Source organism: Paracidovorax wautersii (genome assembly GCF_900113035.1).
GTDB lineage: Bacteria > Pseudomonadota > Gammaproteobacteria > Burkholderiales > Burkholderiaceae_C > Paracidovorax > Paracidovorax wautersii.
This window is the reverse complement of record NZ_FONX01000006.1, coordinates 19854-44242: the sequence shown is the minus strand read 5'-3', so window position 1 is coordinate 44242 and position 24389 is coordinate 19854. Positions and strand designations below refer to the sequence as shown.

Genomic DNA, 24389 nt, shown 5'->3' with positions numbered 1-24389 from the left:
ATGAGGACCGGCCACGCTCCTTGCCCGCGTCAGCGGCTGCTGCTCCTGGCACTGATGCTGCTCGGCGGCACGGCGGCGGCAGCGAACGGCGCCGCCGCATCCCTCCAGGATGAGCCGCGCCCGTACTGGTCGGACGCCTGGCGCGGCTGGCACTTCTACGAAGACCCTCCCGCCGAAGAGCGCGAGCCCTCCGCCCGCCCCGCCCCGCCCATGCCCGCACGGCCGCTGGCGCCGCCCCGGCCGCCCGAGCTCGTGGAGTTCGAACGGCTGCAGAAGGCGCTGGAAGACCTGCGCAACATCGCGATCATGCGTCCGACCGAGACCAACGTGCGGCGCTACATGGAGCTGGAGATGCAGGTGGTGGACCGCGCCTCCTACTTCGCCGACATGGCCCAGCGCATCGCCTGGGCCACCCCGGCGCTCGACCCGACCTTGCAGGGCCGCCCGGTCAACGCGCAGGCGCTGGAGGTCTTTGACCAGCAGCAGCGGGCCGAGCGCTCCGGCTCCGTGGCCGCCCTGGGCGCCGACCACGTCCTCATCTTCTTTTATCGCAGCGACTGCCCCTACTGCCACGCCTTCGCCCCGACCCTCCAGGCCTTCGAGGCACGCCACGGCATCCGGGTCGAGGCGGTGAGCGTCGACGGCGGTCCCATGCCGGCATTCCCGCGCGCGCGTCCCGACAACGGCATCGCCACCGCGCTGCGCGTCGCCCAGGTGCCGGCCGTGTTCCTGGCCCACCCCGCCTCCGGAAAGATCACCCAGATCGGCTCCGGCGTTCTCTCCGAGTCGCAGTTGCTGGAGCGCATCTCCATCGTCACGTCGCCCGCGGGCGAAGCCATGTTGCCGGGCGCAACGCAGCACCTGGCCCTGCCCTAGGAGGTTCCCGTGCCATCCCCCTCGCGCTCCATCCACCGCAGCAGGGCCATCGCGTTGGCCGTGTCCCTGGCGATGCTGTCCACGGGCCAGTCCGCGCGGGCCGACCTCAACAGCGAGGTGAACGACATGTTCGCCAACCTCGGCGCCATCGGCAACTACACCGCACCGGGCGCTTTCCGGGGCCAGACCTACAACACCTACACGGGCGGCAACCTCATGATGCGCTCCCCCAACAAGGTCTACCAGCTCGCCGCCATCCAGTTCCCGTCGGCCAAGGCGGGCTGCGGCGGGATCGACGTCTTCGGGGGCAGCTTCAGCCACATCTCCGCGCAGGAATTCAAAGCCATGTTGAGAAACATTACGGCCGCCTTGCCCGGCATCGCCTTCCAGCTCGCGCTGGAGGCCGTGTCTCCCTTGCTCGGCGGTTTGACCAAGTGGGCCAAGGGCCTGGAGACATGGATCAACAACGCGCGGATCAACTCCTGCGAGACCGCCAAGGCGATTGTCAGCACCGCGGCCGAGGCCGTGGGCTACAGCTCGCAGGAGACCTGCGCGGACCTCGCGATGGAAATGGGCCTGGAAAGCGACCGGGACGCGGCGCGCAAGCGCTGCGGCACGGACCGGCCCAGCATCCTGTCCTCCGCGCGTTCCTCGGGCGATGCCAACGTGCGCAACAAGGCGCCGTTCGTGGGCAACCTCACCTGGAAGGCCCTGCAGTACACCGGCGCCGCGCTCGACGACGCGGGGCGGGAACTGATCATGAGCATGGTCGGCACCGTCATCTACTATCCCGAAGAGTCCGGCCGCGACCCGGAGCCGGTCGCGCCGACGCTCACCTCGATCAGCCAGCTGCTCTACGGCCAGGCCGCCGGCACGGGCGACAACGTCATCCAGCACCTGCTGCGCTGCAACGACTACACGGCGTGCGACGTCGTCTCGCTCAACACCGCCTACAACCATGTGCCCTTCACCGCCAAGGTCGAGGCCATGATGCGCTCGATCGCCGACAAGATCGCGACGCGCACGCCCATCCCCAACAACTCGGCCGAGGTCGGCTTCGTCAACCAGACCACGGAGCCGGTCTACAAGATGCTCTCGGTCGGCACCAGCATTCCCGGCTCGGGCCTGGCCGACAGCCTGATCGGCCAGTACCGCGACGTGATCGCGGCCGATTACGCCTATGTCTTCCTGGAGCGCAACCTGCGCGTGGGCATGGCAGCGCTGGCCAAGGACTACACGCTCCAGCAAACCCAGCGCGAGCAGGCCAACCAGATCCGCCAGCGCGCACAGGCGATCCTGCTGCTGCTCAGCCAGGAAAAGAGCCTGCTGTACCAGAAGGTCGGCTCATACCGTGCCGTGGCCAGCCACCTCGAACAGCTGGAGCGCCAGTTGCGCTCCAGCATGCCCCAGCACGTGATGGACATGCTCGGCCAGCAGGCCGCCTACGTGACCCGGTAGTGGCGATGGGGCGGCAGCACCATGTGGGAGATCTACGCCTACCAGAACGCGGACAGCCTGTTCGGGATCTTCAACGCCACCGCGGCCGTCCACTCGTCCGGCGACTACGCATCGGCCGTGGCGCTGGTGGCCTTCTGCGGCTTCGTCACCGCGCTCATCGCCTACGCCTTCGCCCCGGAAAAGCTCGAGGGGTGGAAGTGGCTGGCCTCCGTGATGCTGGTCTTCAGCATCCTGATCGTGCCGAAGGTGACCGTGGGGATCGTGGACAAGACCGGTGGCTCCGCGGTCCGTGTCGTGGACAACGTGCCGTTCGGCGTGGCGCTGCTGGGCAGCATGACCAGCACCGTCGGGCACACGATCACGGGACTCTTCGAGACGGCGTTCCAGCAGATCCCCGGCCCCGGGGCGCTGCCGGAGGAACTGGCGTACCAGCGCAACGGCCTGATGTTCGGCAATCGCCTCGTGCGGGAGACCGGCAACGTGGTGTTCCAGAGCCCTGACTTCCGCACCGACCTGATCAACTTCATCCACAACTGCACGACCTACGACCTCATCGACGGCACGCTCGACCCTGCCGCGTTCTCTGCGTCGGGTGACGTCTGGGCGCTCATGGGTTCACCCAACCCAGCGCGCTTCAGCACGCTCACCGGCGCGAACGGCAATGTGGGGGTGGACACCTGCCCGAACGTCTACCAGAGCCTCAACGGACGGCTGCCCGCACAGCTCCAACGGATCCAGGGACGCCTGGCATTCCAGCTCAATCCCACGCTCCCCGCGACCGCGGCGGCGGCGGCCATCGCGGGGCAAGTCCAACAGGCTTACCTCAAGAACAGCATCGCCGATGCCTCGGCGACCGCCGCCGACATCATCCGGCAAAACGCCATGCTCAACGCACTGGAGGACACGGGTAAGATCATCGGGCAGAAGGTCAACGATCCTGCCGCGATGGTGCTGGCCGTGGGCCGCGCCCAGGCCGTGGCGCAGATGAACGCCTCGTGGCTCAACTACGGCAAGGTGGCCGAGCAGGCGCTGCCGGTGTTTCGCAACGTCATCGAAGCGCTGACCTACGTCCTGTTCCCGCTCATGGTGCTGCTGCTGATGCTGACCAGCGGGCGCGAGACCATGCTGGCCATCAAAGGCTACGCAACGATCCTCATATGGATCCAGTTGTGGCCGCCTCTCTACGCCGTGCTGAACTACATGGCCTCCATTTATGCGGCCTACGACCTGGCCGCCGCGGCGGACCTCGGCACGGGCGCACGGGCACTGACCCTCCAGACCTCCTCCGTCATCTACTCGCGCGCGCTCTCCGGCGAGGCGATCGTCGGCTACCTGGCGATGAGCATCCCGTTCGTCGCCTGGGCCGCGCTCAAGCGCATGGAGAACTTCGGCACCGCGCTCGTGGGCGGCCTGTCGGGCCTTCAGGCCAGCCTCTCGGGCGCGACCGCTGCTTCGACCGTCGGGAACACCTCGCTGGGCAACATCTCCATGGACCAGATGCAGCTCGCGCCGCAACGCACCTCGGCCTTCATGGGCAGCTGGCAGCACGACCTCAGCGGCAATACCTTCTCGTCGAACGCGCTCACCGGAAGGACCGCGGTCAGCCTGCTGCGCAACCAGGGCTTCGCGTCGAGGGTAGTCTCCATGCGGGTGTCGGAGCAGGACGTTCAGGAGGCGAGCCATCAGGTGGATGCTGCGCGCGGCGAGGCCATCGCGGCCAGCTCCGAGCGCTCGGCCGTCCTCGCGGAAGCCTTCACCAAGGGCATGGCCAAGCTGAACTCTTCGCGCAGCAGCAGCGGCTCCACGTCGAGCAGCTTCGAACAGTTCGGCGAGACGCTCCACCGGCTCGACCAGGTCAGCAAGAGCGTGGCGGACACAACAGGCCTAACACAGGCCCAGGCGGCGCGCATTGCCTTTGGGGCCTCTGCTCGTCTCGGCGTTGGGGGCGCCGTGGATAAGAACTACAGTTCGAGCCTCTCCTCGGCCGAGCAAAAGGCCCTTGGCTCAATGACCGCGGAGCAGTTGGCCGACTTCAAGCAGTTTGGCGATCGAGTCTCCAGAGACAGGAGCTTCATGACGGTGGTTGCCAGCGATGCGCGTGAGGGACAGGATCTCGCGGCCCGCCTTGCGACGAGCACAGCCAGGTCGGAGCGCGCCGACGCCAGCCTATCGGAGCGAAGTGCCTTCGCCGAGCGCGTCTCGACGGCCTATGAAAGGGGGGAGACCATCTCCATCGACATCGCTCAGGATCCTCACAACCTTGCAATGTTCACCCGCTACGCTGAACAGTACGGCGGTAACAGCGCCTCTGCGCGCATCCTGATGGAGGCGGAACTGGCGCGGCAGTCCCTGCGGCCGAATCGCGTTTTCTCGGATGGCACAGGGGTGCCCACGGCCTTCAGCGATGTTCGAGCACAGCATATGCAGAACTCCAGCGATCCTGCACTAGCCCCTGACCTTGCCGGACGTCACCTATCAAATCAAGGGGAGGTGATAGGTTTCGGAGGGTCGGCGACGTCGACAGCGTCTGTAGCGAACACGCCATCGTCGCTGCGGAGCACGGTTCGCGAGGAAGGAGAGCGCATCAGGGCGCTCACGTCAGCCGACCAAGGCGAATTCGACCGAAAGGCACAGATCACGAGCACGGCCGACGGCACCCTTGCATCCGAACGCTCCCTGGTGTTGCAGGCGGGCAAGCAGGTCAAAGAGGACGCTGCACCGCTCGTCGATAACGCGACGCGAGCGATAAAGGACGTCTTGAAGAAATAGCTAGGTTAGATGTTCTTATCGGCATCCAACATATGGGACCCATGCTCAGGGCGCGGGGGCTTCGTGAAGGGTAAATGACCTTCATCTCGCCAATAGTTGAAGGCAGCTTCGCGGCCCATCATGTCGGAGCCGGCGATTGAATCAGCCTCCTCGGTGTTCCGAAGCTGGCGAGGCCGCTGCCGTCGCTTCCCGAACTGCGACAGCGCGCCACCGATCGCTCCACCGAACAGAGCGCCGACAGCCATCATCACGATCCGCAGCCCCCAGTCATCGTTGCGAGCTGGCAGAAATCCCGCCCCAATGCCAAGCAGCAAGAAGACGACGAAGACGATTTTCCGCATACGAGCCTCTCTGAATGGTCTCAACCTTAGCGATTCGAATCGATTGGTGCAATGCATCTGCTGCCAGGCAAGACTCTGGACCTCTCGCCACCTTCTACCCTCTCACGATGCGTGCGCTAGTCGGACGCCGAGCGAAACCTCATGGCCTGACGGAGTTCGATCATCCAGACACCCCGTCTCGTTGATCCAGCTCATACGCTCGCGCTATGCGCGCCGCGAGCTCGTGAACCGTCACGTCGCCCAGCTGCAGGGCCTTGGGATCGATCGAATCGTCGGTCACGACGCGATCGAGAAACCGGCGGAGGTCGTCCCCGATCCTGGGCGCCAAAGGGATGCGCGTCGCTGGTGCCAGCAGTTGGGACAGGCGCAGCACGTCATTGAGGTGCTTGCGGATGTCCCTGCCATCGACATTGGCGCCCTGCTCCTTGCGCAGGCTCAACTCCAGCCACGCGATGGCCTTCAGCGGGATCAACCGGTCTTCACCGACCCATGGCAGGCCGTCCACTTCGCGGCGGCCGGACAGGATGAACTCGTAGTAGTCCTCGTCCAGCAGAATGGCCGACAGGCTCGACACGGCCTCTTCCATCGGAATCGGCGTCAGGCGGCTGCCCGCGGCCGGCTCCAGTCCCTCCGGTGCGCGCGCGAAGAGTTCGACCATGGCCGGAAAGCGCTCGTCGGCCGGCTTCTGGAAGCGATAGAACACCGGCTTGCCGGTCTCGCTGGCCTGCCGGATCCCGTATCCCCCGGCCTCCACGAAGCTCCAGAACGCCGCGCCAAAGGCAGGCGTCAGCGCCTCGACGTGGAGAACGACATCCAGGTCCTTGGTGGCGCGGAATGGGAGGCCGGCGTCCTCCATGGTCAGCGTGGCGGCCGTGCCGCCAATCAGGACATATTGGTCTGCATGCTCCTCGAACCAGTGCCGGAAGAGATCCAGGCCCCTCACCATGGCAGTTGCTCCTTCAGTTCATCCAGCGCCATTCGGACCCGGTCGTCCGTGCTGTCCTGCAAGCTCAGGATCAGCGACAGCGGATCCACGGTCGCCCGTTCCGGCCCCAGAGCGGGGCTGTAGGCCCACAGCTGCCACTCGTGCGCGGCTGGCGTCGGCTCGGGCAGCACCTGCATGCCGACCTTGCTGGCGGCCTTCCACTCTGCCGGCCCAGCCGCGTACACGACAGTGGTTGGCTCAGCCACGAGGGTATGGCGCGACAGGGCGCTGAGGCCGGCGAGCCGAAGCTGCCCGACGGCGTTTGCGCTCCCGGGCACCCACACGGTTCTCTTCACGGGTGTGCGCATAAGCGGCGCTGCCCGCTCCCAGATCTGCCGCGGGTGCGAATCCATCCGCAGCCAGCGCGACCGCCCGACGGCGTACGGCTTCGCCAGCCCGGTTTTGGCGAGTTCCCTGACCACCCGCGACATCGTCATGGCCGTGTAGCCCAGTGCGCTCCCGATGGCCGAGGCTTGCCATTCGGCCTGCCAGGGCTGTCTCAACAATACGCTGATCAGCACGGCCTGAGCGGAAGGGCTCAGTGCCTCTTCAGCCGCCGGAGCACGCTGCCGGAAGTACTCGCGCAGATCCAGCCCGAGGTCGGGAAGGTAGAGTTGGTTGCCGGGCACGACGAACGGCACCCGGTGTTCGATCAGGCGCTTGCGTTCGTACGATGCCAACGCGTCCGTACCGTAGATCACCGGCTTGCCCGATACCGCCCGGACCTTGTCCATCCACCTGCGGATCTCGCTGAGCGGCGGCCGTTGCGCGGATGGCGCGAAGGCCAGCACGACGCCCTGTCCCAGCAGGACCATTTCGCTGAAACGGAAGGCGTCGCGCAGGAAATACGGCAGCTCGTCGGCACCCGCCCACGGCGTTGCGTCCTGGATGCGAAGGCCCAGGACCTGCTGCAGGTACGCCCGCACTTCTGCCTCGAAATTCTCCATTGCCCTTGCATCATAACTCTCTTTTCGCACAATAACATCTAAGAAGTTATCGTGCAAACTTCTGTTATCCAAAAACGCCACATCCCAGGGAACGCGCCGTACGGGCCGCAGGCGCGTGAGCCGTCGGCTTCCCGGCCGAGGCCGGCAGGCCCGCACCTGCGCACAGCTCCCCACGCCGGCCAGGAGGCGTTTGCACCGTTCGGCGTCGCCGGCGTGGTGCTCGGTCTGGCATGCAGCCATGCCCAGGCCCCCACCGATGGCACTGCCGGTGGCCATCGCGGGCGGGGTCACCGGCACCCCACCGACGCACGGAACGCGGAACGCAAGGTGCGTACCGTGCCCTTCGTGGAGCCGTCGACGCTGCGCGACAGCATGGCGACCTTGGCCGGCGGGAGAGCCGGCAGTCCGAGGGCTTCGCCAACCTCCACGAGCCCCGCCGTCGCGAGGCGGCGGGGAAGTGGGAGCACACCGATTCCCGCAGCCGCCGCGGAGATGGCGGTCGCCACCCCTCCCCCGCGGAACGCATCGACCCACGGCACGTTGGAGCGAACAAGCAGACGGATGGCGAGGGCGCGCACGCCACAGGTCTCCACCACGGTGATCAACGGCAGAGGCTTGCCCGCGAGTCGCGCCGTGCGGCTGGCGTACCAGCCGTAGCAGTCCTCGAAGAGCAGATCGCCATCGCGCCGCGCGCCTTGCCGGATCACCGCCACGTCCAGATCGCCCTGCTCGAAGGCCTTGCGCACCTCGCTCGAGAAGTCGACGCGCACCTTCAGGAGCAAGCCAGGATCGTGTGCGTTCACGCGCGCGATGATCTCGGGCAGCTCCGGCCCCGCGACGTGATCGCTGATCGCGATGTTGAGCTCGCGGCCCGGCACCTTCACCCCTTCCAACGCGCTCTGCTGCGCGGCCAGCAGATCCTGCGCCAGTGGTAGGAAGGCCTCGCCCTCGGTGGACAGGCGCACGTGCCTGGGCGTCCTATCGATGAGGCGCCTGCCCATCGCGGCCTCGAGCCGGCGCACCTGGGCGCTGACACCGGCCTGCGTCATGCCCAGGGCCTCGGAGGCCAGCGTGAAGCTGTGCAGCTCGGCCACCAGAACAAAGGTCTCCACGGCGGCGAGATCGAGGTGCTGGCGCATGCTGGACAACGAGCCGCTATCTCTGAAACAGCTGCTGCTGGCTTTATCTCGGCGCCCCGCGCCGATAGATTGTTCCCAATGCACCGCGACGCATGGACCCTTCCGGATTTCCATGCACGGCCCACGCCGTCCGCAGACCTTCAACCAGGGAGCAGCCATGCAACAAGTCCCCGCCGCAGCCAGGTACAAGCCCTACACACGTCTCACGATCCGGCAAGCGCCGCAATGGGAAGCCCTGTCCGGCGAACAGCGGCTGGCGATCGACATCGTGGCGCGGGTGCTCCCTTTCCGCGTCAACGCCTATGTCCTCGACCAGCTGATCGACTGGGACAACATTCCGGACGATCCGATCTACCGGCTGACCTTCCCGCACAGGGACATGTTGTTCGAGAGTGAGTTCTCGCTCTTGCATCGCATGGTCTCCAACGGCGAGCCCGACGCCGCGATCGATCCGGTGGTCCGGTCGATCCGCATGCGGATGAATCCGCACCCGGCCGGGCAGATGACGCACAACATCCCCATGCTGGACGGTGTCGCGCTGCGCGGCCTGCAGCACAAGTACCGCGAGACCGTCCTGTTCTTCCCGAGCGCGGGGCAGACATGCCACGCCTACTGCACGTTCTGCTTCCGATGGCCGCAGTTCGTCGGCATGGAGGAACTCAAGTTTGATGCCAAGGAGTCGCAGGAACTGGTCGCCTACCTGCGCCGCCACCCCGAAGTCACCGACGTGCTGATCACCGGCGGCGATCCTCTCGTGATGAACGCGCGCTCGCTGTCGGAGTACCTTGAGCCGTTGCTGGCGCCCGAGCTGGCGCACGTGCAAAACATCCGCATCGGGACCAAGGCCGTGGCCTACTGGCCGCAGCGCTTCGTCAGCGACAAGGACGCCGACGAGCTGATGCGTCTGTTCGAGCGCATCGTGTCCGCCGGACGCAATCTCGCCGTGATGGGGCACTACAACCATCCGCGCGAGCTGCAGCACCCGGTCGCGCAGCAGGCGGTCCGGCGCATCATCGGCACGGGAGCGACCTTGCGGATGCAGGCGCCGCTCATCCGCCACGTCAACGAGGACCCGGCCTGCTGGAGCGAGCTCTGGACCACCGGCGTGAGGCTGGGCGCGACGCCGTACTACATGTTCGTCGAGCGCGACACCGGCCCCAGCGACTACTTCAAGCTTCCCCTCGCGCGCGCCTACGACATCTTCCAGCGCGCCTACCGCTCGGTCTCCGGCCTCGCGCGCACGGTGCGCGGCCCATCGATGAGCGCATTCCCTGGCAAGGTGATGATCGACGGCGTGGTCGAGCTCGCCGGTGAGAAGGTGTTCGCGCTGCAGTTCCTGCAGGCGCGCAATCCGCTCTGGGTGCGAAGGCCCTTCTATGCCGGCTTCGACGACCAGGCGGGCTGGCTCGACCAGCTGCGCCCGGCCTTCGGCGCGCGCCGCTTCTTCTTCGAGGAAGAGGACGCAACGGACGGTCCCATCCGCCACGAGGGCGCGCGCTCCATTCCGATCGCTTCCGCGGTGCATTGAGCCCGCGGGCATACCCGCCGGACCCACGGACCACGGCGCCACACGAGGAGACATCGACCATGCAAGCGATACGGATGGCCATCATCGGCATGGGCCCGCGCGGGCTCACCGTGCTCGAGCGGGTTCTGGAGCATGCACACAGGCTCCCCGCTGCGACCCCTGTCCGGATCGACGTCTACGACGACGGCGTGGCCGGGGAAGGCTGCCACCGCTCCGCCCAGCCCGATCACCTGCTCATCAACACCGTGGCCTCGCAGGTCACCGTCTTCGCACCCGCGAGCAAGGCGGGAGGCCAGGGCGGCATCTCGCTGGTCGAGTGGGCGCACGGCGCGGGCTACCGGCGGCATGGCAACCGCTTCCATCGCGAGGCGCCCGGATCGGGCGTGCCGATCACCCAGGCCGACCACCTGCCGCGCAGCCTGCTCGGCGAATACCTCGCCTGGGCCTACCGGCGCATCGCCGGTATGCTGCCGGCACACGTCACCGTGGCCCACCACCGCCAGCGCGTGAGGGACGTGATTCCTCAGGCCGAGGGCCACCGGGTGGTGTGCGCCGACGGCGGGGAGCACCCGGCCCGCTATCTCTTCCTGACCACGGGCCACGGCCGCCGCCAGCCGACCGAAGAGGACCGCTCGTTCGCGGACTTCGCCGCGCGCCACGCTCCGCGCAACGGCCGCCTTGCGTACTTCGCCTCGCCCTACCCCATCGAGACGCTGGACAGCATCCCGGCGGCCGCCACCGTGGCCGTCCAGGGGCTGGGCCTGACCGCGCACGACGTCGTGTCGGCCCTGACGCTGGGACGCGGCGGTCGCTACCTTCAGGCCCCAGGTGCGCTGCGCTACCTGCCCTCCGGCCGGGAGCCCCGCCTGCTGCTGTTCTCCCGCAACAGCCTGCCCTTCGCGGCGCGGGGCGTCAACCAGAAGGGACTGACCGGCCGCCACCAGGCCCGCTTCTTCACTGCGGAGACCGTGGCCCGCACGAGGCAGGCCGTGCTCGCCGCCACGGGCGACCCGCGCCTTGACTTCCAGGCAGACGTGCTGCCGCTCGTCCTTCGGGAAATGGCGTACGCGTACCGCTGTGCCGGGCAAGACGCCGAAGGGGACGCACCAGGCCCCGGCGAGGGCTTCGAGCCGACGCCGGACGAGCTGCTGGCCCTGGAGTCCATTCTCTGGCCGCTGAAGCGGAACTCCTTTGCCTCGTTCGATGCGTTCCAGGCCTTCGTGCACGGCCTCGTCGAGCAGGACCTCCTCGAGGCCGCCAAGGGCAACCGGGGCAGCGCCGTGAAGGCCGCCACCGATGTCCTGCGCGACACGCGCGAAGCCTTGCGCGCGGCCGTGGAGCACGGCGGGCTCACGCCCGCATCGCATCGCTTCTTCGTGCAGGACTTCAACGCGGCCACCAACCGCGTGGCCTTCGGTCCGCCGCGCCAGCGCAACGCCGAGTACCTGGCGTTGCGGCAGGCGGGGCTGATCGACATCGTGGGCGGGCCGGGCGCGCGGGTGGTCGCCGACGACGGTCTGGCGCGGTTCCGGATCGAGGCGCCCTACCCCGCCGGCACGCACAGCAGCGAGGCCGACGTCCTTGTGATCGCCCGGCTGGATGCCTACTCGCCGCTGACCGACGCCTCCACGCTGACGTCCCACCTCCTCGCGCGCGGGCTGATTCGCCCTTTCCGCAACGGCGACTACCACCCGAGCGGTATCGACATTGACGCAGCGATGCATCCCATCGGCGCCGACGGCACGGCACGGCCCGACATCTGGGTGCTCGGCTACCCTGCCGAGGGTCCGCATTTCTACACCCATGCGCTGCCGCGCCCGCACATCCCGTCGCGGCAAACCGAGGATGCGCAGCGCTGCATCCTCGAGATGCTCTCGGACATCGCGCGGCAGACCACAGGCGCCAGTGCCCGCACCCTGCAAGCCGCAGACCGGCCCGCACCATGACGCCCGCCTGCCGCCGGGCCGCGACGGGGATCCGCAGGCGGTTCCTGTCGGAACTCCGACGTACCGCGGCGAGCCTCCGGCGCGCCGTGGGCGCGTGAGCCGTGGCACCGAAGCGGCCTCGAAGCCCTCCCCATCCCGCCAGGACGGCACGCACAGGATCGCCCGGGGGCGTCGCGGCGCGCCAGGTCCACGCGGTGTTCTGGGCGCTCGTGCCGGTCATGCTGCTGGGGGCGGCGGACCAGGCGCTCGTCGCGCCCGCGCTGGGCGCCATGGCCCGGACCTTCGATGCCCGCGACGAGGTCGTCTGGGTCGTGACGGCCTATCTGCTGAGCGCCACGGCAAGTGCTCCGCTCGCCGGGCGGCTGAGCGACCTCTACGGACGGCGCAGCGTGCTGCTCGGCGCGCTCGGGCTGTTCCTGGCTGGCGCCCTGGTGTGCGGATGGGCCGCTTCGCTCGGGACGCTGGTCGCGGGGCGCAGCGTCCAGGGGCTGGGCGGCGGCGCGCTGGTCGCCTTGCCCAACGCCATCGTCGCGGACATCCTGACGGCGCGCGAGCGTGGCCGCTACCAGGCCTACATCTCCTGTACCCACGCACTGGCCGGCCTCGCGGGGCCACTCGCCGGCGCGCTGCTGTCGGCCCATGCGTCTTGGCGCTGGATCTACTGGCTGCAGGTGCCGCTGATCGCGACCGCAGCGGCGCTGTGCTGGCGCACCCTCGACGGCCGGCCCGCGGCCGGACGGCGGGGCGGCCTCGATCCGCTCGGCGTCGCACTGATGTCCGGTGCCACCGCCTGCCTGCTGCTCGCGCTGTCCTGGTCGGGTCGTCGCATCGGCTGGATGCAGCCCCCCACCCTGGCGCTGCTCGGGGCGGCCGCCGCGCTCGCCGGTGCCTTCCTGGGCTGGCAGACCCTGGCCCGCTACCCGCTGGTGCCCGCCTCCGTGCGGCGCCACCGCGTCGTCGCGGTGGCATCTGCCGTCGGCCTGCTTGTCGCGATGGTCCACGGGGCGCTGTACATGCAGGCACCGGTCTACCTTCAGGGCATCCACGCCATGAGCGGCTCGAGCGCGGGAACCGCGCTCGCGGTGCCCCTGGCCGGCGTGGTGCTGGGCGCCTTCCTGTCGGGGCAGTACATGCGCCGCAGCGGCCGCTACAAGCCGGCTGCGCTCGCGGGACTGCTGCTGGCGACGATCGCGGCGGGCGCCCTGGCCTGGGCGCCCGGCCGCTCGGCCGCCTGGACGGCGGTGGCCTGGATGCTGCTGCTGGGGCTGGGCATCGGCGCCAGCCAGCCGCCCATGACGCTGGCCTCCCAGAACGCCGTCCCGCCGAGCGAGATCGGCATCGCCACCGCCCTGCAGATGTTCGCGCGGGCGGTCGGCGCGGCCATCGGCGTCGCCGCCTCCAGCGCCCTGGTGCCTCAGATGCCGGGACCATGCGCGGCCTGCGCGGACGGTCTCGCGGTGCAGGCCAATGGTCCCGTCGTCGGCCCGCAGACGCTCGGCATCCTCTTCGCCGCCTTCGCGGCAATCCTGGGCCTGGCGTCGCTGGCCGCGACACGGCTGCCGGTCCTGCCGTTTCGCGAGCCACCCGCGCACGCCGCCGGGCCGGGCTGCGCGTCAGGCGAGCAGGGGAAGCAGCCGGGACACCAGGTCCCGCCGGGCTGATGCCCGGCCGGCCAGCCAGTCGTGCAGCCGGTGGCTCGCACCCTCCAGGCGCACGAGCTCGGCGCTGCGCGCATGGGCGGCGGCTTGCGCATAGCCGTCCCGCACGGCCTCAGGGATGACCTCGTCCGCCGTGCCATAGACGACGAGCACGCGCCCTGCGTACCTTCCCAGGGCATCGAGGGCCGGCGAATCGGCGAACGTGCGGGTGGCGCGGATGACTTCGCGGAACGCCGTGCCGAAGCGCGCGTCCTCGGCGCGCGCCTCGTACGCCGCGGGACAGAAGAGCACGAGGGCCTTGGGCCGAACTGCGTCGAGCACGCGGCAGGCCGTGTGCCCGGCCATGCTGGTGGCGATGAGCGCGCGGGCCCGCGACGGCCTCAGCGCCTCGACGACGCACGCCACTTCCTCCTGCCGCTGGCGCAGCGTCGCGTCCGCGAGCCGCCCTCCGCTGCGCCCATGGCCCGAGAAATCAAAGGCCGCGCAGGCCACGCCCTCGCGCGCCAGCGCCTCGCGCAGATAGCGGGTGCCGTCGGCGCTGGTGGCGGCTCCGCCGCCGTGCAGGAACAGCGCGTAGTCCTGCGGGGAACAGCGCGCCGCATCCCAGCTTGCCGTGGCATGCAGCATCCCGCCCCGGAAGGCGACACCGAACGTGAATTCGCCCATTCCCCGCTCGGCAGGTTCATTCCGGCCGGATCCCGCGCGTGCGGATGAGCTGGCCCCACCGCGAGCGCTCCCCTTCCAGGAAACGCGCGAAATCGCGCGCCGTCCCGGGGTACAGTTCCGCGCCCATCTCCGCGAACCGGGCGATCACCTTCGGCTCCCGGAAGATCCGGTTGACCTCCGCGTTCAGCCGCTCGGCGATGGGCGCCGGCGTGCCCGCCGGCACGTACAGCCCGAAGAAGTTGTAGATCTGCATCGACGGCATGCCCATCTCCACGAACGTCGGCACATCCGGCAGCTGGGGCAGCCGCTGGCTGCCCGTGTAGGCGATTGCGCGGATCTTTCCCGCCTGGACCTGGGGCAGCGCCGTCACGCTGTTGTCGAGCATCAGCGGCACCTGGCCGCCGATGAGGTCGGGCAGGGCTGGCGCAGTGCCGCGGTAGGGAACGTGCAGCAGGTCCGCGCCGCTGGCGGTCTTGAGCGCCTCCAGCGCCATGTGGCTGATGCTGCCCGAGCCGAAGCTCGCCACCGCGACGCTCCCCGGGCGTTCCTTCGCCCGGGCCAGCACGTCCGGCAGGCCGGCCGTGCGCCAGCGCTCGTCGGCATTCGTCGCGACCAGCAGCAGGCCGTTGCGCTCGATCATCGAGACCGGTGTCAGGTCCTTGCGCGGATCGAAGCGCAGCTTCGGGTACAGGGCATCCGCCAGCGCCACGATGCCGCCGCCGACGAGCAGCGTGTTGCCGTCCGGCTTGGCGAGCGCCACGTGCTCGGTGCCAACGAGGCCGAACGCGCCGGACTTGTTTTCGACGATCACGGGGACCTTCAGCGAGACAGCCAGCTCCTGGGCCAGTGTGCGCCCGATCACATCGGTGAGCCCGCCCGGCGCGAACGGCACGACGACGCGGATGGTGTCCCGGGGCCAGGGCTGTTCGGCGCGGCTGGCTGCCGCCGGAAGCAGCGTGGCCAGGGCCGCCAGCATGGCGGCGAGGGAGTGCAGAAGACGTGGCATGGTGTGTCTCTCCAATGGGGTGATGGTGAACATGAAGGCAAGGCCCGGCTCGGGCCGCTGCGGGACAGGGATTTCCTTGCCGCGCGTCGCCCAGGGCGCTAGGCGCCCGGTCCGACACCCGCGGCGTAGCGGCGCTGCCAGTGCAGCGGCGCCATGCCGGGCACCGGGCTGTCGAAGCTCAGCACGCGCTCGCCCAGCAGGGACCCGAGGTACACGGTCCGGCGCTCCGGTCCTGCGAAGCACAGGCTCGAGACGTTCCCAAGCCCGCTGCTGCCGCAGGTCCAGATGCTGTCGCGCTGCAGGCACCGCGCCTCCAGGTCGCTGACGTAGCGCCGCACGTGAGCGTTGTCGGTGTCGGCCAGCACGAGCTGGCGCTCGCCGTCCGGCCGCACCACGTAGACCTTGTTGCTCACGATGCAGGTCAGCCAGGCGCCGCCGAAGGCATCGAAGCACACGCCGTCGGGCTGGTCGCCGGGCTCGAACTCGCACACCGTCTCGCGATCGGTAAGCCGCGGCCCGGGCCGCAGCCGGAACCGCGACAGGCGCCGGGCATGGGTCTCGTTGACGTAGACGAATCGCCCGTCCGGCGAGAACGCCAGTTCGTTCGCGTAGCCGAGCCCGTCGGCCACGATGCGCGTTCCCCGTTCGTCGTGCACCGCGATGTAGCCGTCCGCCACGTCCGGGTACCAGGCCGCCATGCGCGGGATGCGCCGCGTGCTGACCGTGAACCACACCCTGCCCTCGGCGTCCTCCAGCACGAAGTTGGTCGGCGGCAGCGGCCGTCCCTCCAACGCCGTGACGACAGGGACGGCCGGTCCGTCCGCGCCCAGCTCGTAGACGCCGCCGTCGGTGTCGCCCAGGTGCGCGACCAGCACGCAGCCGTTGCCGCGCAGCGCGATGCCGTTGGCGTGCAGCGGTCCACCCGCCAGCGTGGCGCCCCGGACGAGCCGGGCGCGGCCGTCCGGCGCGATGGCGGTGAATCCCCCGCGCCGGTCCGACATCAGGAACGCGCCTTCGTGGTTCGCGAGGATGCACTCCGGGCTCCTGAGCCCCGCGAAGGCCGGCCGCAGCTCGGACATGCCCACCCGGAAGTCGCGCGGCAGCGGATAGGCCCGCACGGGGCCAGCGTGGACCATGGGCATGCTCACGGCTCGAGTTTGAGCTGGCGTTCCGCGACGATCTTGCGGCGCACGGCCAGTTCGCGCTCGATCAGCGCCGCGAACGCGGCCGAGGTGCCGCCGACGGGCCGGATGCCGGCCTTCTCGAAGCGCTGGCGCACGACCGGATCCTCCAGCGCGCGCGCCGCCGCGGCCTGGAGCTTGTCGTGGAGCGCCTGCGGCAGCTTGGGCGGGGCGACCAGCCCCATCCACGCCGTGTTGTCGAGCGCGGGCATGCCGGCCTCGGTGAACGTGGGCACCTGCGGCAGGCTGGGACTGCGCTGCGCGCTCATGACGGCAATGCCGCGCAGCGCACCCGACTGGATGTGCGGGAGCATCGACGGCAGGTTGTCGAACATCATGTCCACCTGCCCCGCCAGCAGGTCCGAGATGGCGGGGCCCGCGCCCTTGTAGGGCACGTGGACCAGGTCGGTGCCGGACACCGCCTTGAACAGCTCGCCGTCCAGGTGGCCGACGCCGCCCGTGCCCGCCGACGCGAAGGTACAGGGCACCGGGCAGCGCTTGAGCCGTGCGACCAGCTCCTCGAGGCTGTTCACCGGCAGCCTGGCGGCGTTGACGGCGAGCACCACGGGCACGGTGGCGAGCGTGATGACCGGCGTGAAGCCCGTGACCGGGTCGTACGGGTTCTTCGGGTTGATGGCCGGATTGGTCGCCATCGTGGAGACGGTGGCCAGGCCCAGCACGGTGCCGTCGGGCGGCGCCTTGGAGACGAAGTTCGCGCCGACGGAGCCGCCCGCGCCCGGGCGGTTCTCGACGATGACGGGCTGGCCGAGCTCGCGCCCCAGCGCGTCCGAAACCGCGCGCGCCACGATGTCCGTGGCGCCCCCGGGGGCGAAGGGAACGATGAGACGCACCGGCCGGTCGCCGAGCGACTGGGCATGCGTGGCGAGCGCGGCGAACAGGCCGAGGGCGGCCGTGGCCGCGCGCAGGAATCGGGCGAGATGCATGGGAACTCCTGAAACGGGTTGAGGGATGGGAAAGGGACGGCGTGAGGAAGGGCGGAAGCGAGGCATGCGCGGGCGCCGCGCCGCTCAGTCCCTGGCGGCCTCCGCGGGAAGATCCGAGGCGATGTGCGCGTAGCCGCCGCCTGGCTCCCTGCGCATGAGGGCGCCGCTGAAGGCCTGCTCGGGCAGGTTCTGCGCGGAATAGACGATGGCGTCCTCGGTGTCGCTGAGGTTCTGCAGGTCGTGCGCGACCCAGGCCGGCACGTAGAAGCTGTCGCCGTCCGACCAGGTGATGCGCTCGCCGGCGATCTCCGAGGCGCCCTGCCCCTTGAGCACGAAGTACAGGTGCCAGAACGAATGGCTGTGCATGCGTCCGCGCTCGCCGGGCCCCAGAGCCTGGACGATCAGGGAGATGCTGCCGTTCAGGGCGAAGGCCCCGGGCTCGTCGCTGCGCGTGAGCGCCATGGCCCGCGTGAGCCGCTGCGGGCTGCTCGGCTGGGCCGCCAGGGCCGCGCCCACATCGGGCTTGCGCCAGATGGCGGGCCGGCCCACGGGCTGGGCGGTGCGCGCCAAGTAGTCAGCGAAGGCGATCAGGTGGCCCTTCATGGCAGCACCTCCTCGGTCGTGGCGAGCAGGACGCTCAGGCAGATGCCTTCCATCGCCTGCTCCAGCTCCTGCAGGCCCGGAAAGCTCGGCGCCAGGCGCAGATGGCTGTCGCGCGGGTCGTGCCCGAGGGGAAAGGCCTTGCCCGCCGGCACCAGCGCGATGCCCAGTTCCTGGGCAAGCGCCACGACGCGCCGGGCGCTGCCGTCGCGTACCTGCAGGCTCACGAAGTAGCCGCCACGCGGCGTGGTCCAGTTGGCGAGCCCGCGGCCCGCCAGCTCGCGCCGCAGGCAGGCTTCGACCAAGGCGAACTTGGGCCCGAGGATGGCGCGATGGCGGGCCATGTGCGCGCGCAGCCCGGCGTGGTCGCGCAGCAGCCGCACGTGGCGCAGCTGGTTGAGCTTGTCGGGCCCGATCGAGCGGACGCCCGCATGCCGGGCGTACCAGGCGAGGTTGGCCGGCGAGGCCGCCAGCAGGCCCAGGCCGCCGCCCGCGAAGGTGATCTTGGACGTCGACCCGAAGACCAGCGGCCGATCCGCGTGGCCGGCCTGCGCGCACAGCGCGAGGATGCCCGGCACCGATTCCTCCACGTCGGTGAGATGGTGCACGGCATAGGCGTTGTCCCAGAAGATCCGGAAGTCCGGCGCGCCGGTCGCCATGCGCGCCAGCCGCTCGACGACCTCGGGCGCGTAGGTCTCGCCCGTGGGGTTGCTGTAGACCGGCACGCACCACATGCCCTTGACCCGCGGGTCGCGGACCAGCGCCTCGACGGCATCCATGTCGGGCCCGTGCCCCGTGAGGGGCACCGGCACCATCTCGATGCCGTAGGCCTCGCAGATCGCGAAGTGCCGGTCGTAGCCCGGAACCGGGCAGAGGAACCTCGCCCCCTGGCCATGCCAGGGCGCCGCGCCGCCCGGCACCCCGTGCAGCAGGGCGTACACGAGCGTGTCGTGCATCAGCGCGAGGCTGGAATTGTTGGCCACCGCGACCTGCTCGGGCGGCGCATCGAGCATGGGCGCGAAGAGCGTGCGCGCTTCCAGCAGGCCCAGCGGGCTGCCGTAGTAGTTGCGCGCATCGCCCCCCTCCTGCGTCCGGTGGCCACCGACGCCGGGCCAGTCGAGCATCGCGTCCGACAGCGCCACCTGCTCGGTGCAGGGCTTGCCGCGCGTCATGTCGATGCGCAGGCCGCGTGCCTTGAAGGCGTCGAAGCGGGCCTGCCATCGCAGGCGCTCGTCAGGCGTCCAGGCACCGGACGGCGGGGTCAGGGACTCCGGGGCGGCCCCGGCTGTCGGTCCGGGGGCCATGAAGGCTTCAGCGGTGGATGGCATGGTGAGAAGGCTCCTTGGAAGACGGGACCGCCGCCGTGGAGGCGACGATCAGATCGAGCTCGACGCTGGCGCCCTGAGGAAGCTGGGCGGCGCCGATGGCGGTGCGCGCGGCGCGGCCGGCGGACCCGAAGAGTTCGACCAACAGGTCGGAGGCCGCGTCGGCCACATCGCTGTGCCGCGTGAAGGCGGGGTCGCTGTGCACGAAGACCTGCAGCTTGAGGACGCGCTCGACGCGGTCCAGCGAGCCGAGCGCCTGCCGCAGCACGGCCATGGCGCGCAGCGTGCACAGGCGCGCACCCTCGCGCGCCTGCTCCAGGCTGACGCCGCCGCCGACGCAGCCGGTCACCGCGACGCGGCCGTCCACGCGCGGCAGCTGTCCGCTTAGGTACAGCAGGCCGCCGTGCACGGTCACCAATTCGTAGTGGGCGGCCGGCGCGACGTCCTCCGGGATCGCCAGGCCAAGCTCGCGCACGCGCTGCTCGGGCGAGCGGGTCGCTGCGGTCGTCATGCCCGTCCTCCCCGCTCCGTGCCCAGGGACAGGCAGCGCGCGAACACCGCCGGATCGACGTTGCCGCCCGAGCAGACCACCAGGGTGTTGCGGCCCTCGAGCGCGACCTTGCGCGCCAGCACGGCCGCGAGCGGTGCGGCCCCGCCCGGCTCGAGCACGAGCTTGAGCGCGGCGAAGGCGAAGAACATGGCCTCCAGCGCCTCGGCGTCCGAGACGGTGACGCCCTGCGCCGCGTGGGTCCGCAGCACCGGCAGGGTCAGTTGGCCCGGCGCAGGAGCGAGCAGCGCGTCCTGGATGGAGCCGGACCTGCGCGCATTGGTCTGCGCACTGTCCGACCGGAGCGAGCGCCCCGTGTCGTCGAATCCCTCGGGCTCGACCACCACGATGCGGGCATCGGGCCATGCCGCGCGCAGCGCCAGGGTCCACCCCGCCGCGAGGCCGCCGCCGCTGCAGCACACCAGCGCCGTGTCCACGCGCTGCCCCTGCATCTGCGCGACGGCCTCCAGCGCGCCGGTGCCTGCGCCCGCCATGACCAGCGCATCGTCGAAGGGCGGCACCAGCGTCAGGCCTTGCTCCACCACGAGCCGCCGGCCGATGGCTTCGCGGTCCTCGTGTTCGCGGTCGTACAACAGCACCGTCGCGCCGCTCGCGCGGCAGCCCTCGATCTTGATGGCCGGCGCGTCGGCCGGCATGATGACCGTGGCGGCCACGTCCAGCATCCGGCCCGCCTGCGAGACCGCGAGGGCATGGTTGCCCGAGGAGTAGGCCACCACGCCGCGCGCGCGCGCGCCAGGCGTCAAGGCCAGGATGCGGTTGCAGGCGCCGCGGAACTTGAACGAACCGCTGCGCTGGAGGTTCTCGGCCTTGAGGTAGACGCGCCCGCCGGCATGCGCGTCCAGTTCATCGCAGCGCAACAGCGGCGTGGTGACGGCCCATCCTTGCAGCCGCTGGGCGGCCCGGTGGATGGCCTGCACGTCGACCGGGGAGCGCTCCGTCTCCGGGATCACGGGGGTCGTCATGGCGTGCCGCTCCCCACCACTTCTTGTGCCGCCGCCGGCGCCCATGCGGCCGGGGCCGCCCCGCCCTCGCCCGGCTCCGCCGTGCCCGGCAGCGCCGAGGGCGCGAGCAGCCGCTGTGCCTGCAGCAGCACCTGTTCGTAGCGCGACCGCTCGCGCGCGATCTGCTCGTCCGTCCAGCGCCAGAAGCCGTGCCCGCTCTTGGTGCCGAAGCGGCCATCGGCCACCTTCTCGCGCAGCGTGCGGCTGGGCACGCTGTCGTTGCACAGGGTCGGGTAGATCGACGAGGCCGCCGCAAACTGCGTGTCCAGTCCCGCGAACTCCTTCTGCAGGATCGGCCCCGCCGCCACGTACCGGAAGCCGAAGCCGAAGCGCACCGCTGCGTCAACGTCCTCGGGCGTCGCGAGGCCCTCGTCGATGACCGAGAACGCCTCTCGCATCAGCGCGTGCTGGATGCGGTTGGCTAGGAAGCCCGGCACGTCCCGGTTGACGCGCACGGGGATCCGCCCGACGTCCGAGAAGATCCGCATCAGGCGGTCCATCGTCTCGCCCCGTGTGAATTCGCCCCGCGCGATTTCCACGAGCGGCACGAGGTGGGCGGGCAGGAAGAAGTGCGCGTTGGCCATGCGCTCCCGGCTGCTGCAGGCGCGGGCGATGTCCGTGATGCGCATGCCGCTGCTGTTGGAACCGATGGGCACGTGCCGGGGCACCATCGCGTCGAGCTGCGCGAACACCCCCTGCTTGACCTCGAGCCGTTCGGTCACGGACTCGATGACGATTTCCACGCCGGACCAGTCCACCGCATCCAGCGCCGGCCGCAGGTGCAACAGGTCGCCATACAGTTGCCCGCCCATCTGGGACACCGACTGGGCCACGTGGCGCCGCACCGCGTCCCACTCCCCGGACGCGGGCGCCACGACCTGCGTCTGCCAACCCGCATTCAGGAAGATCGCGGCGATGTCCCGCCCCATGATTCCGCTGCCGACCACCACCGCACCCGCTTCACTCATACTTGGCTCCTTTGTCCGCTGACACCCATGAGATCAAACTGTATGGAGATTTCCCGTACAGTTCACTTATATCGCACAAGAAGTGTATGTCATCTGTACGTAGACCGCAAGCAGGCGGAGAGGAGAAGTCCGCGCGCTGGCAGGCCGCCATCGAAGCGATGGGCGGCCCGCTGTATCTGCGCATCGTTGAACTGCTGGCCCAAGAGGTCCGGGAGGGAAGGCTTTCGCCCGGAGCGCCGCTGCCTTCCCAGCGCGACATGGCCCGGCAGCTGGGCGTTAACTTCACGACCGTCACGCGCGCCTACGATGAGGCCAAGCGCATCGGCCTCGTGCAGTCGCGCCATGGGCAGGGCACCTTCGTGGCGGCGGAAAAGGGCTTCGCGCGCACCGTCGCCGAGCCGGCGCCCGAGGAGGGGGTGCGCGAGCCTATCGACCTCACTTCCACGTGGCCGCCGAACCTGGAGATCGCATCGACGCTGGCGGCCGCGGTGGCGCGGCTGACCGGCGACCGCAGCTTTGACTTCCTGGCACGTCGCGCCGGCACGGTGCCGGCGCTGGACCTCGCGGCCGGCCGCGACTGGCTGCAGCCGCGCTTCGACCTGGAGGTGGGCGGCCGCCTGGCCATGGCCTCGGGCGCGCGCAACGCACTGATCGGCTTGCTGTCCAGCCTCGTGGGAACCGGCGGCCGGCTGCTGGTGGAAGCGATGTGCTGGCCGACCATGCGCACCCTGGCCACGGTGCTGGGCATCGAACTCGTGCCGGTCGCGCTGGACGCCGAAGGCATCCTGCCGGACGCCCTGGACGCCGCGGCGCAGGCGTCGCAGGCCACGGTGCTGTACTGCGTGCCGACGCTGCAGAACCCGAGCGGCGCGGTGATGGGCCTGCGCAGGCGCCGCGCGCTCGTCGAGGTCGCGCGCCGGCGCGGCCTCACCCTCGTGGAGGACGATGCCTACGGCGGCCTGCACCGCGACCCGCCCCCGCTGCTGGGCACGCTGGCCCCGGAACTCACCTATTCGGTCTTCGGGCTGGCAAAGCTCATCTCGCCCAGCCTGCGCGTCGCCTACGTCGTGGCGCCGGATGCCGAGAAGGCCGAGCGCCTCGCGGAGATCCTGCGCGCCACCATGCAGACAGTCCCGCCGCTGGAGGCGGCGCTGGCCACGCACCTGATCCGCCATGGCCAGATGGCCAAACTGATCAAGCAGGTCCGCACGGAGGCGCAGGAGCGCCAGGGGCTGGCCCGGCAGCTGCTGGGGGAACACGCCGCGCACGTACCGGACGAGGCGCTGTTCTTCTGGCTGCCGCTGCCCGTCCCCTGGGACGCGTCGGACTTCGCGATGCGGCTGCGGCGAGCGGGCGTGGTGGTGGCGCCGGCCAAGGTCTTCTCGCTCGACCCGGCCTCGGCGCCCAACGCCGTGCGCATCGCCACCGGCGCGGTCCCGTCGCGGGAAGACGTCACCATCGCCCTGCAGCGTGTGCGGGGGCTGCTGGCGCAGAATCCCTCTCTGCTCAGCGTGATCGACTGATCTGCCGGCGGCGACTGCGCCGCGCAATCAGCACATGGCCGAAGGCGATGGCCGGGCAACTACAGAACCCGTACGGCTCCTGAACGGCTCTCGCCATCCCCATCCTTGCCGATGCGCACGATGCGCAGTTCCTGAGGACGCTCCACCATCACACAAGCCTTGCCAGTCCGCTTGCAGTGGTCCTGGACCCGCCAGTAGGCGCCGTGGCTGAGGCAGCCCGTCTGGCATATCACGAGGTCCGCCGCCCTGAGACTGGCCTCGAGCACGGCCGCGCCGCCTTCGGCCGCCAGTCCCGCATCGCCAAACGTGTCCTGTGACACCATGCCAGCGGCGGCGAGCGCTCCCTCGCCCTTGCCATCCTGAGGCCGCTGCCAGCGCGCCCGCTCGCGCATCAGTTCCTGAACGCGCGCCAGCAACGCTTCCACATGCCTGGCGAGCGTCACCCTGCGAGGCAGGCCCGGAGCCGCCTGGACGAGCGCCGCCCGGTCCTCGCGCTCCCACATCAAGGCGGTCTCACGAATGATGACCGCAGCGCGCAGCTTCACGGCCTCGCGGCTTAGGCGCTCGATCTCCCGTGCCTGCGCGCTCAGCAGTTCGCTGCAGCGCCGCTGGTCGCATCCAGGCTCGCGCAGCCGATGGCCGTACTCCCAACCTGAGGGCGGCACCGCAGATTCCTTCCTTTCGATCATCGATTCACTCCCCGCTGCCCCGAACCTTCGTTCGTGCAGCACATGAACAGGTACGCCGCGATGGCGGCCCCGACCCTCCGGGCCCGGACCGCCCGAGGGATCGCAAGGTGGAGGGCGCGGCCGCCAGGCCCCGGCCACCGCAGGCGGTTCCCGCCGAGCGGTTGGAGCCCTCGGCAACGATGGCCCAACGGGAGCCGGCCGCATCGCGGCAAGGCCTCCACCTCAGCATGCAGGGCAAACCTGCAAACTATAGATAGGACGTATTTCCCCT

General features: G+C 69.9%; 21 protein-coding genes. 7 read left to right on the top strand and 14 right to left on the bottom strand.

The window, feature by feature from the left end:
* Genes traF through BM070_RS10780 form a run of 3 tightly spaced genes read left to right on the top strand, consistent with a single transcriptional unit; the run spans position 1 to position 5103 of the window.
* A complete protein-coding gene (gene traF, locus BM070_RS10790) occupies positions 1–876 on the top strand; it encodes a conjugal transfer protein TraF (RefSeq protein ID WP_059400258.1) in 876 nt (291 codons plus the stop codon).
* Positions 877–885: 9 nt separating this feature from the next.
* A complete protein-coding gene (locus BM070_RS10785; protein WP_059400257.1) occupies positions 886–2334 on the top strand; it encodes a conjugal transfer protein TraH in 1449 nt (482 codons plus the stop codon).
* Between the two features lie 21 nt (positions 2335–2355).
* A complete protein-coding gene (locus BM070_RS10780; protein WP_059400256.1) occupies positions 2356–5103 on the top strand; it encodes a conjugal transfer protein TraG N-terminal domain-containing protein in 2748 nt (915 codons plus the stop codon).
* Between the two features lie 5 nt (positions 5104–5108).
* On the opposite strand, the gene BM070_RS10775 is transcribed toward BM070_RS10780, so the two are convergent.
* The 4 genes from BM070_RS10775 to BM070_RS10760 all read right to left on the bottom strand — a co-directional run bounded on the left by BM070_RS10775 (position 5109) and on the right by BM070_RS10760 (position 8515).
* Positions 5109–5444, bottom strand: a complete 336-nt coding sequence (locus tag BM070_RS10775; RefSeq protein WP_059400255.1) for a hypothetical protein — start codon at positions 5442–5444, stop codon at positions 5109–5111.
* Between the two features lie 160 nt (positions 5445–5604).
* Positions 5605–6390, bottom strand: coding sequence for a hypothetical protein (locus BM070_RS10770; RefSeq protein ID WP_059400254.1), 786 nt, complete (start codon positions 6388–6390; stop codon positions 5605–5607).
* Positions 6384–7376 (bottom strand): hypothetical protein, encoded by a 993-nt coding sequence (locus tag BM070_RS10765; protein ID WP_059400253.1) that lies wholly within the window; start codon positions 7374–7376, stop codon positions 6384–6386. Before BM070_RS10765 ends, BM070_RS10770 begins: the two co-directional genes overlap by 7 nt.
* Before the next feature lie 287 nt (positions 7377–7663).
* Positions 7664–8515, bottom strand: coding sequence for a LysR family transcriptional regulator (locus BM070_RS10760; protein WP_059400252.1), 852 nt, complete (start codon positions 8513–8515; stop codon positions 7664–7666).
* A gap of 157 nt (positions 8516–8672) precedes the next feature.
* Between BM070_RS10760 and BM070_RS10755 the strand changes: the two genes are divergently transcribed.
* The 3 genes from BM070_RS10755 to BM070_RS10745 all read left to right on the top strand — a co-directional run bounded on the left by BM070_RS10755 (position 8673) and on the right by BM070_RS10745 (position 13650).
* The gene (locus BM070_RS10755; protein ID WP_059400441.1) at positions 8673–10043 is read left to right on the top strand and encodes a KamA family radical SAM protein; all 1371 of its coding nucleotides are present in this window, start codon (positions 8673–8675) and stop codon (positions 10041–10043) included.
* Between the two features lie 59 nt (positions 10044–10102).
* Entirely contained in the window at positions 10103–11989 is a 1887-nt protein-coding gene (locus BM070_RS10750) for an FAD/NAD(P)-binding protein (RefSeq protein WP_063840188.1), read from the top strand.
* A gap of 194 nt (positions 11990–12183) precedes the next feature.
* A complete protein-coding gene (locus BM070_RS10745; RefSeq protein WP_059400250.1) occupies positions 12184–13650 on the top strand; it encodes an MFS transporter in 1467 nt (488 codons plus the stop codon).
* Here the strand turns inward: BM070_RS10745 and BM070_RS10740 are convergent.
* The 9 genes from BM070_RS10740 to BM070_RS10700 form a co-directional block, all read right to left on the bottom strand.
* The gene (locus tag BM070_RS10740) at positions 13603–14313 is read right to left on the bottom strand and encodes an alpha/beta hydrolase (RefSeq protein ID WP_082136753.1); all 711 of its coding nucleotides are present in this window, start codon (positions 14311–14313) and stop codon (positions 13603–13605) included. The genes BM070_RS10745 and BM070_RS10740 overlap by 48 nt on opposite strands.
* Positions 14314–14329: 16 nt before the next feature.
* Positions 14330–15319 carry a Bug family tripartite tricarboxylate transporter substrate binding protein gene (locus BM070_RS10735; RefSeq protein WP_059400249.1) on the bottom strand — a complete coding sequence of 330 codons (990 nt, stop codon included), beginning with the start codon at positions 15317–15319 and terminating at the stop codon, positions 14330–14332.
* Between the two features lie 98 nt (positions 15320–15417).
* Positions 15418–16461: an SMP-30/gluconolactonase/LRE family protein gene (locus BM070_RS10730; RefSeq protein WP_242455307.1), complete on the bottom strand. Its 1044-nt coding sequence runs from the start codon at positions 16459–16461 to the stop codon at positions 15418–15420.
* Between the two features lie 2 nt (positions 16462–16463).
* On the bottom strand, positions 16464–17444 hold the full coding sequence (locus BM070_RS10725; RefSeq protein WP_059400248.1) for a Bug family tripartite tricarboxylate transporter substrate binding protein: 981 nt from the start codon (positions 17442–17444) through the stop codon (positions 16464–16466).
* A gap of 84 nt (positions 17445–17528) precedes the next feature.
* Entirely contained in the window at positions 17529–18047 is a 519-nt protein-coding gene (locus tag BM070_RS10720; protein WP_059400247.1) for a cupin domain-containing protein, read from the bottom strand.
* Positions 18044–19372 (bottom strand): aspartate aminotransferase type Ic, encoded by a 1329-nt coding sequence (locus BM070_RS10715; protein ID WP_242455306.1) that lies wholly within the window; start codon positions 19370–19372, stop codon positions 18044–18046. The genes BM070_RS10720 and BM070_RS10715 overlap by 4 nt, the downstream gene beginning before the upstream one ends.
* Positions 19356–19880 carry a RidA family protein gene (locus BM070_RS10710; RefSeq protein ID WP_059400246.1) on the bottom strand — a complete coding sequence of 175 codons (525 nt, stop codon included), beginning with the start codon at positions 19878–19880 and terminating at the stop codon, positions 19356–19358. The genes BM070_RS10715 and BM070_RS10710 overlap by 17 nt, the downstream gene beginning before the upstream one ends.
* Positions 19877–20899 (bottom strand): threonine ammonia-lyase, encoded by a 1023-nt coding sequence (locus tag BM070_RS10705; RefSeq protein WP_092939576.1) that lies wholly within the window; start codon positions 20897–20899, stop codon positions 19877–19879. Before BM070_RS10705 ends, BM070_RS10710 begins: the two co-directional genes overlap by 4 nt.
* Positions 20896–21906 carry a 3-hydroxyacyl-CoA dehydrogenase family protein gene (locus BM070_RS10700; protein WP_063840187.1) on the bottom strand — a complete coding sequence of 337 codons (1011 nt, stop codon included), beginning with the start codon at positions 21904–21906 and terminating at the stop codon, positions 20896–20898. Before BM070_RS10700 ends, BM070_RS10705 begins: the two co-directional genes overlap by 4 nt.
* Positions 21907–21917: 11 nt before the next feature.
* On the opposite strand from BM070_RS10700, the gene BM070_RS10695 reads away from it, so the two are divergent.
* Positions 21918–23429: an aminotransferase-like domain-containing protein gene (locus BM070_RS10695; RefSeq protein WP_139222800.1), complete on the top strand. Its 1512-nt coding sequence runs from the start codon at positions 21918–21920 to the stop codon at positions 23427–23429.
* Between the two features lie 59 nt (positions 23430–23488).
* Here the strand turns inward: BM070_RS10695 and BM070_RS10690 are convergent, their stop codons facing one another.
* The gene (locus tag BM070_RS10690) at positions 23489–24118 is read right to left on the bottom strand and encodes a DUF2325 domain-containing protein (RefSeq protein ID WP_059400243.1); all 630 of its coding nucleotides are present in this window, start codon (positions 24116–24118) and stop codon (positions 23489–23491) included.
* Positions 24119–24389 lie beyond the last annotated feature (271 nt).

Bases quoted from the DNA above. Each gene is read 5' to 3' on its own strand.
- BM070_RS10750 (WP_063840188.1), top strand. From the start codon at position 10,103: ATGCAAGCGATACGGATGGCCATCATCGGCATGGGCCCGCGCGGGCTC.
- BM070_RS10700 (WP_063840187.1), bottom strand. From the start codon at position 21,906: ATGAGTGAAGCGGGTGCGGTGGTGGTCGGCAGCGGAATCATGGGGCGG.
- BM070_RS10765 (WP_059400253.1), bottom strand. From the start codon at position 7,376: ATGGAGAATTTCGAGGCAGAAGTGCGGGCGTACCTGCAGCAGGTCCTG.
- traF (WP_059400258.1), top strand. From the start codon at position 1: ATGAGGACCGGCCACGCTCCTTGCCCGCGTCAGCGGCTGCTGCTCCTG.
- BM070_RS10755 (WP_059400441.1), top strand. From the start codon at position 8,673: ATGCAACAAGTCCCCGCCGCAGCCAGGTACAAGCCCTACACACGTCTC.
- BM070_RS10720 (WP_059400247.1), bottom strand. From the start codon at position 18,047: ATGAAGGGCCACCTGATCGCCTTCGCTGACTACTTGGCGCGCACCGCC.
- BM070_RS10730 (WP_242455307.1), bottom strand. From the start codon at position 16,461: ATGCCCATGGTCCACGCTGGCCCCGTGCGGGCCTATCCGCTGCCGCGC.
- BM070_RS10705 (WP_092939576.1), bottom strand. From the start codon at position 20,899: ATGACGACCCCCGTGATCCCGGAGACGGAGCGCTCCCCGGTCGACGTG.
- BM070_RS10740 (WP_082136753.1), bottom strand. From the start codon at position 14,313: ATGGGCGAATTCACGTTCGGTGTCGCCTTCCGGGGCGGGATGCTGCAT.
- BM070_RS10770 (WP_059400254.1), bottom strand. From the start codon at position 6,390: ATGGTGAGGGGCCTGGATCTCTTCCGGCACTGGTTCGAGGAGCATGCA.
- BM070_RS10775 (WP_059400255.1), bottom strand. From the start codon at position 5,444: ATGCGGAAAATCGTCTTCGTCGTCTTCTTGCTGCTTGGCATTGGGGCG.
- BM070_RS10725 (WP_059400248.1), bottom strand. From the start codon at position 17,444: ATGCATCTCGCCCGATTCCTGCGCGCGGCCACGGCCGCCCTCGGCCTG.
- BM070_RS10735 (WP_059400249.1), bottom strand. From the start codon at position 15,319: ATGCCACGTCTTCTGCACTCCCTCGCCGCCATGCTGGCGGCCCTGGCC.
- BM070_RS10780 (WP_059400256.1), top strand. From the start codon at position 2,356: ATGTGGGAGATCTACGCCTACCAGAACGCGGACAGCCTGTTCGGGATC.
- BM070_RS10690 (WP_059400243.1), bottom strand. From the start codon at position 24,118: ATGATCGAAAGGAAGGAATCTGCGGTGCCGCCCTCAGGTTGGGAGTAC.
- BM070_RS10710 (WP_059400246.1), bottom strand. From the start codon at position 19,880: ATGACGACCGCAGCGACCCGCTCGCCCGAGCAGCGCGTGCGCGAGCTT.
- BM070_RS10760 (WP_059400252.1), bottom strand. From the start codon at position 8,515: ATGCGCCAGCACCTCGATCTCGCCGCCGTGGAGACCTTTGTTCTGGTG.
- BM070_RS10715 (WP_242455306.1), bottom strand. From the start codon at position 19,372: ATGCCATCCACCGCTGAAGCCTTCATGGCCCCCGGACCGACAGCCGGG.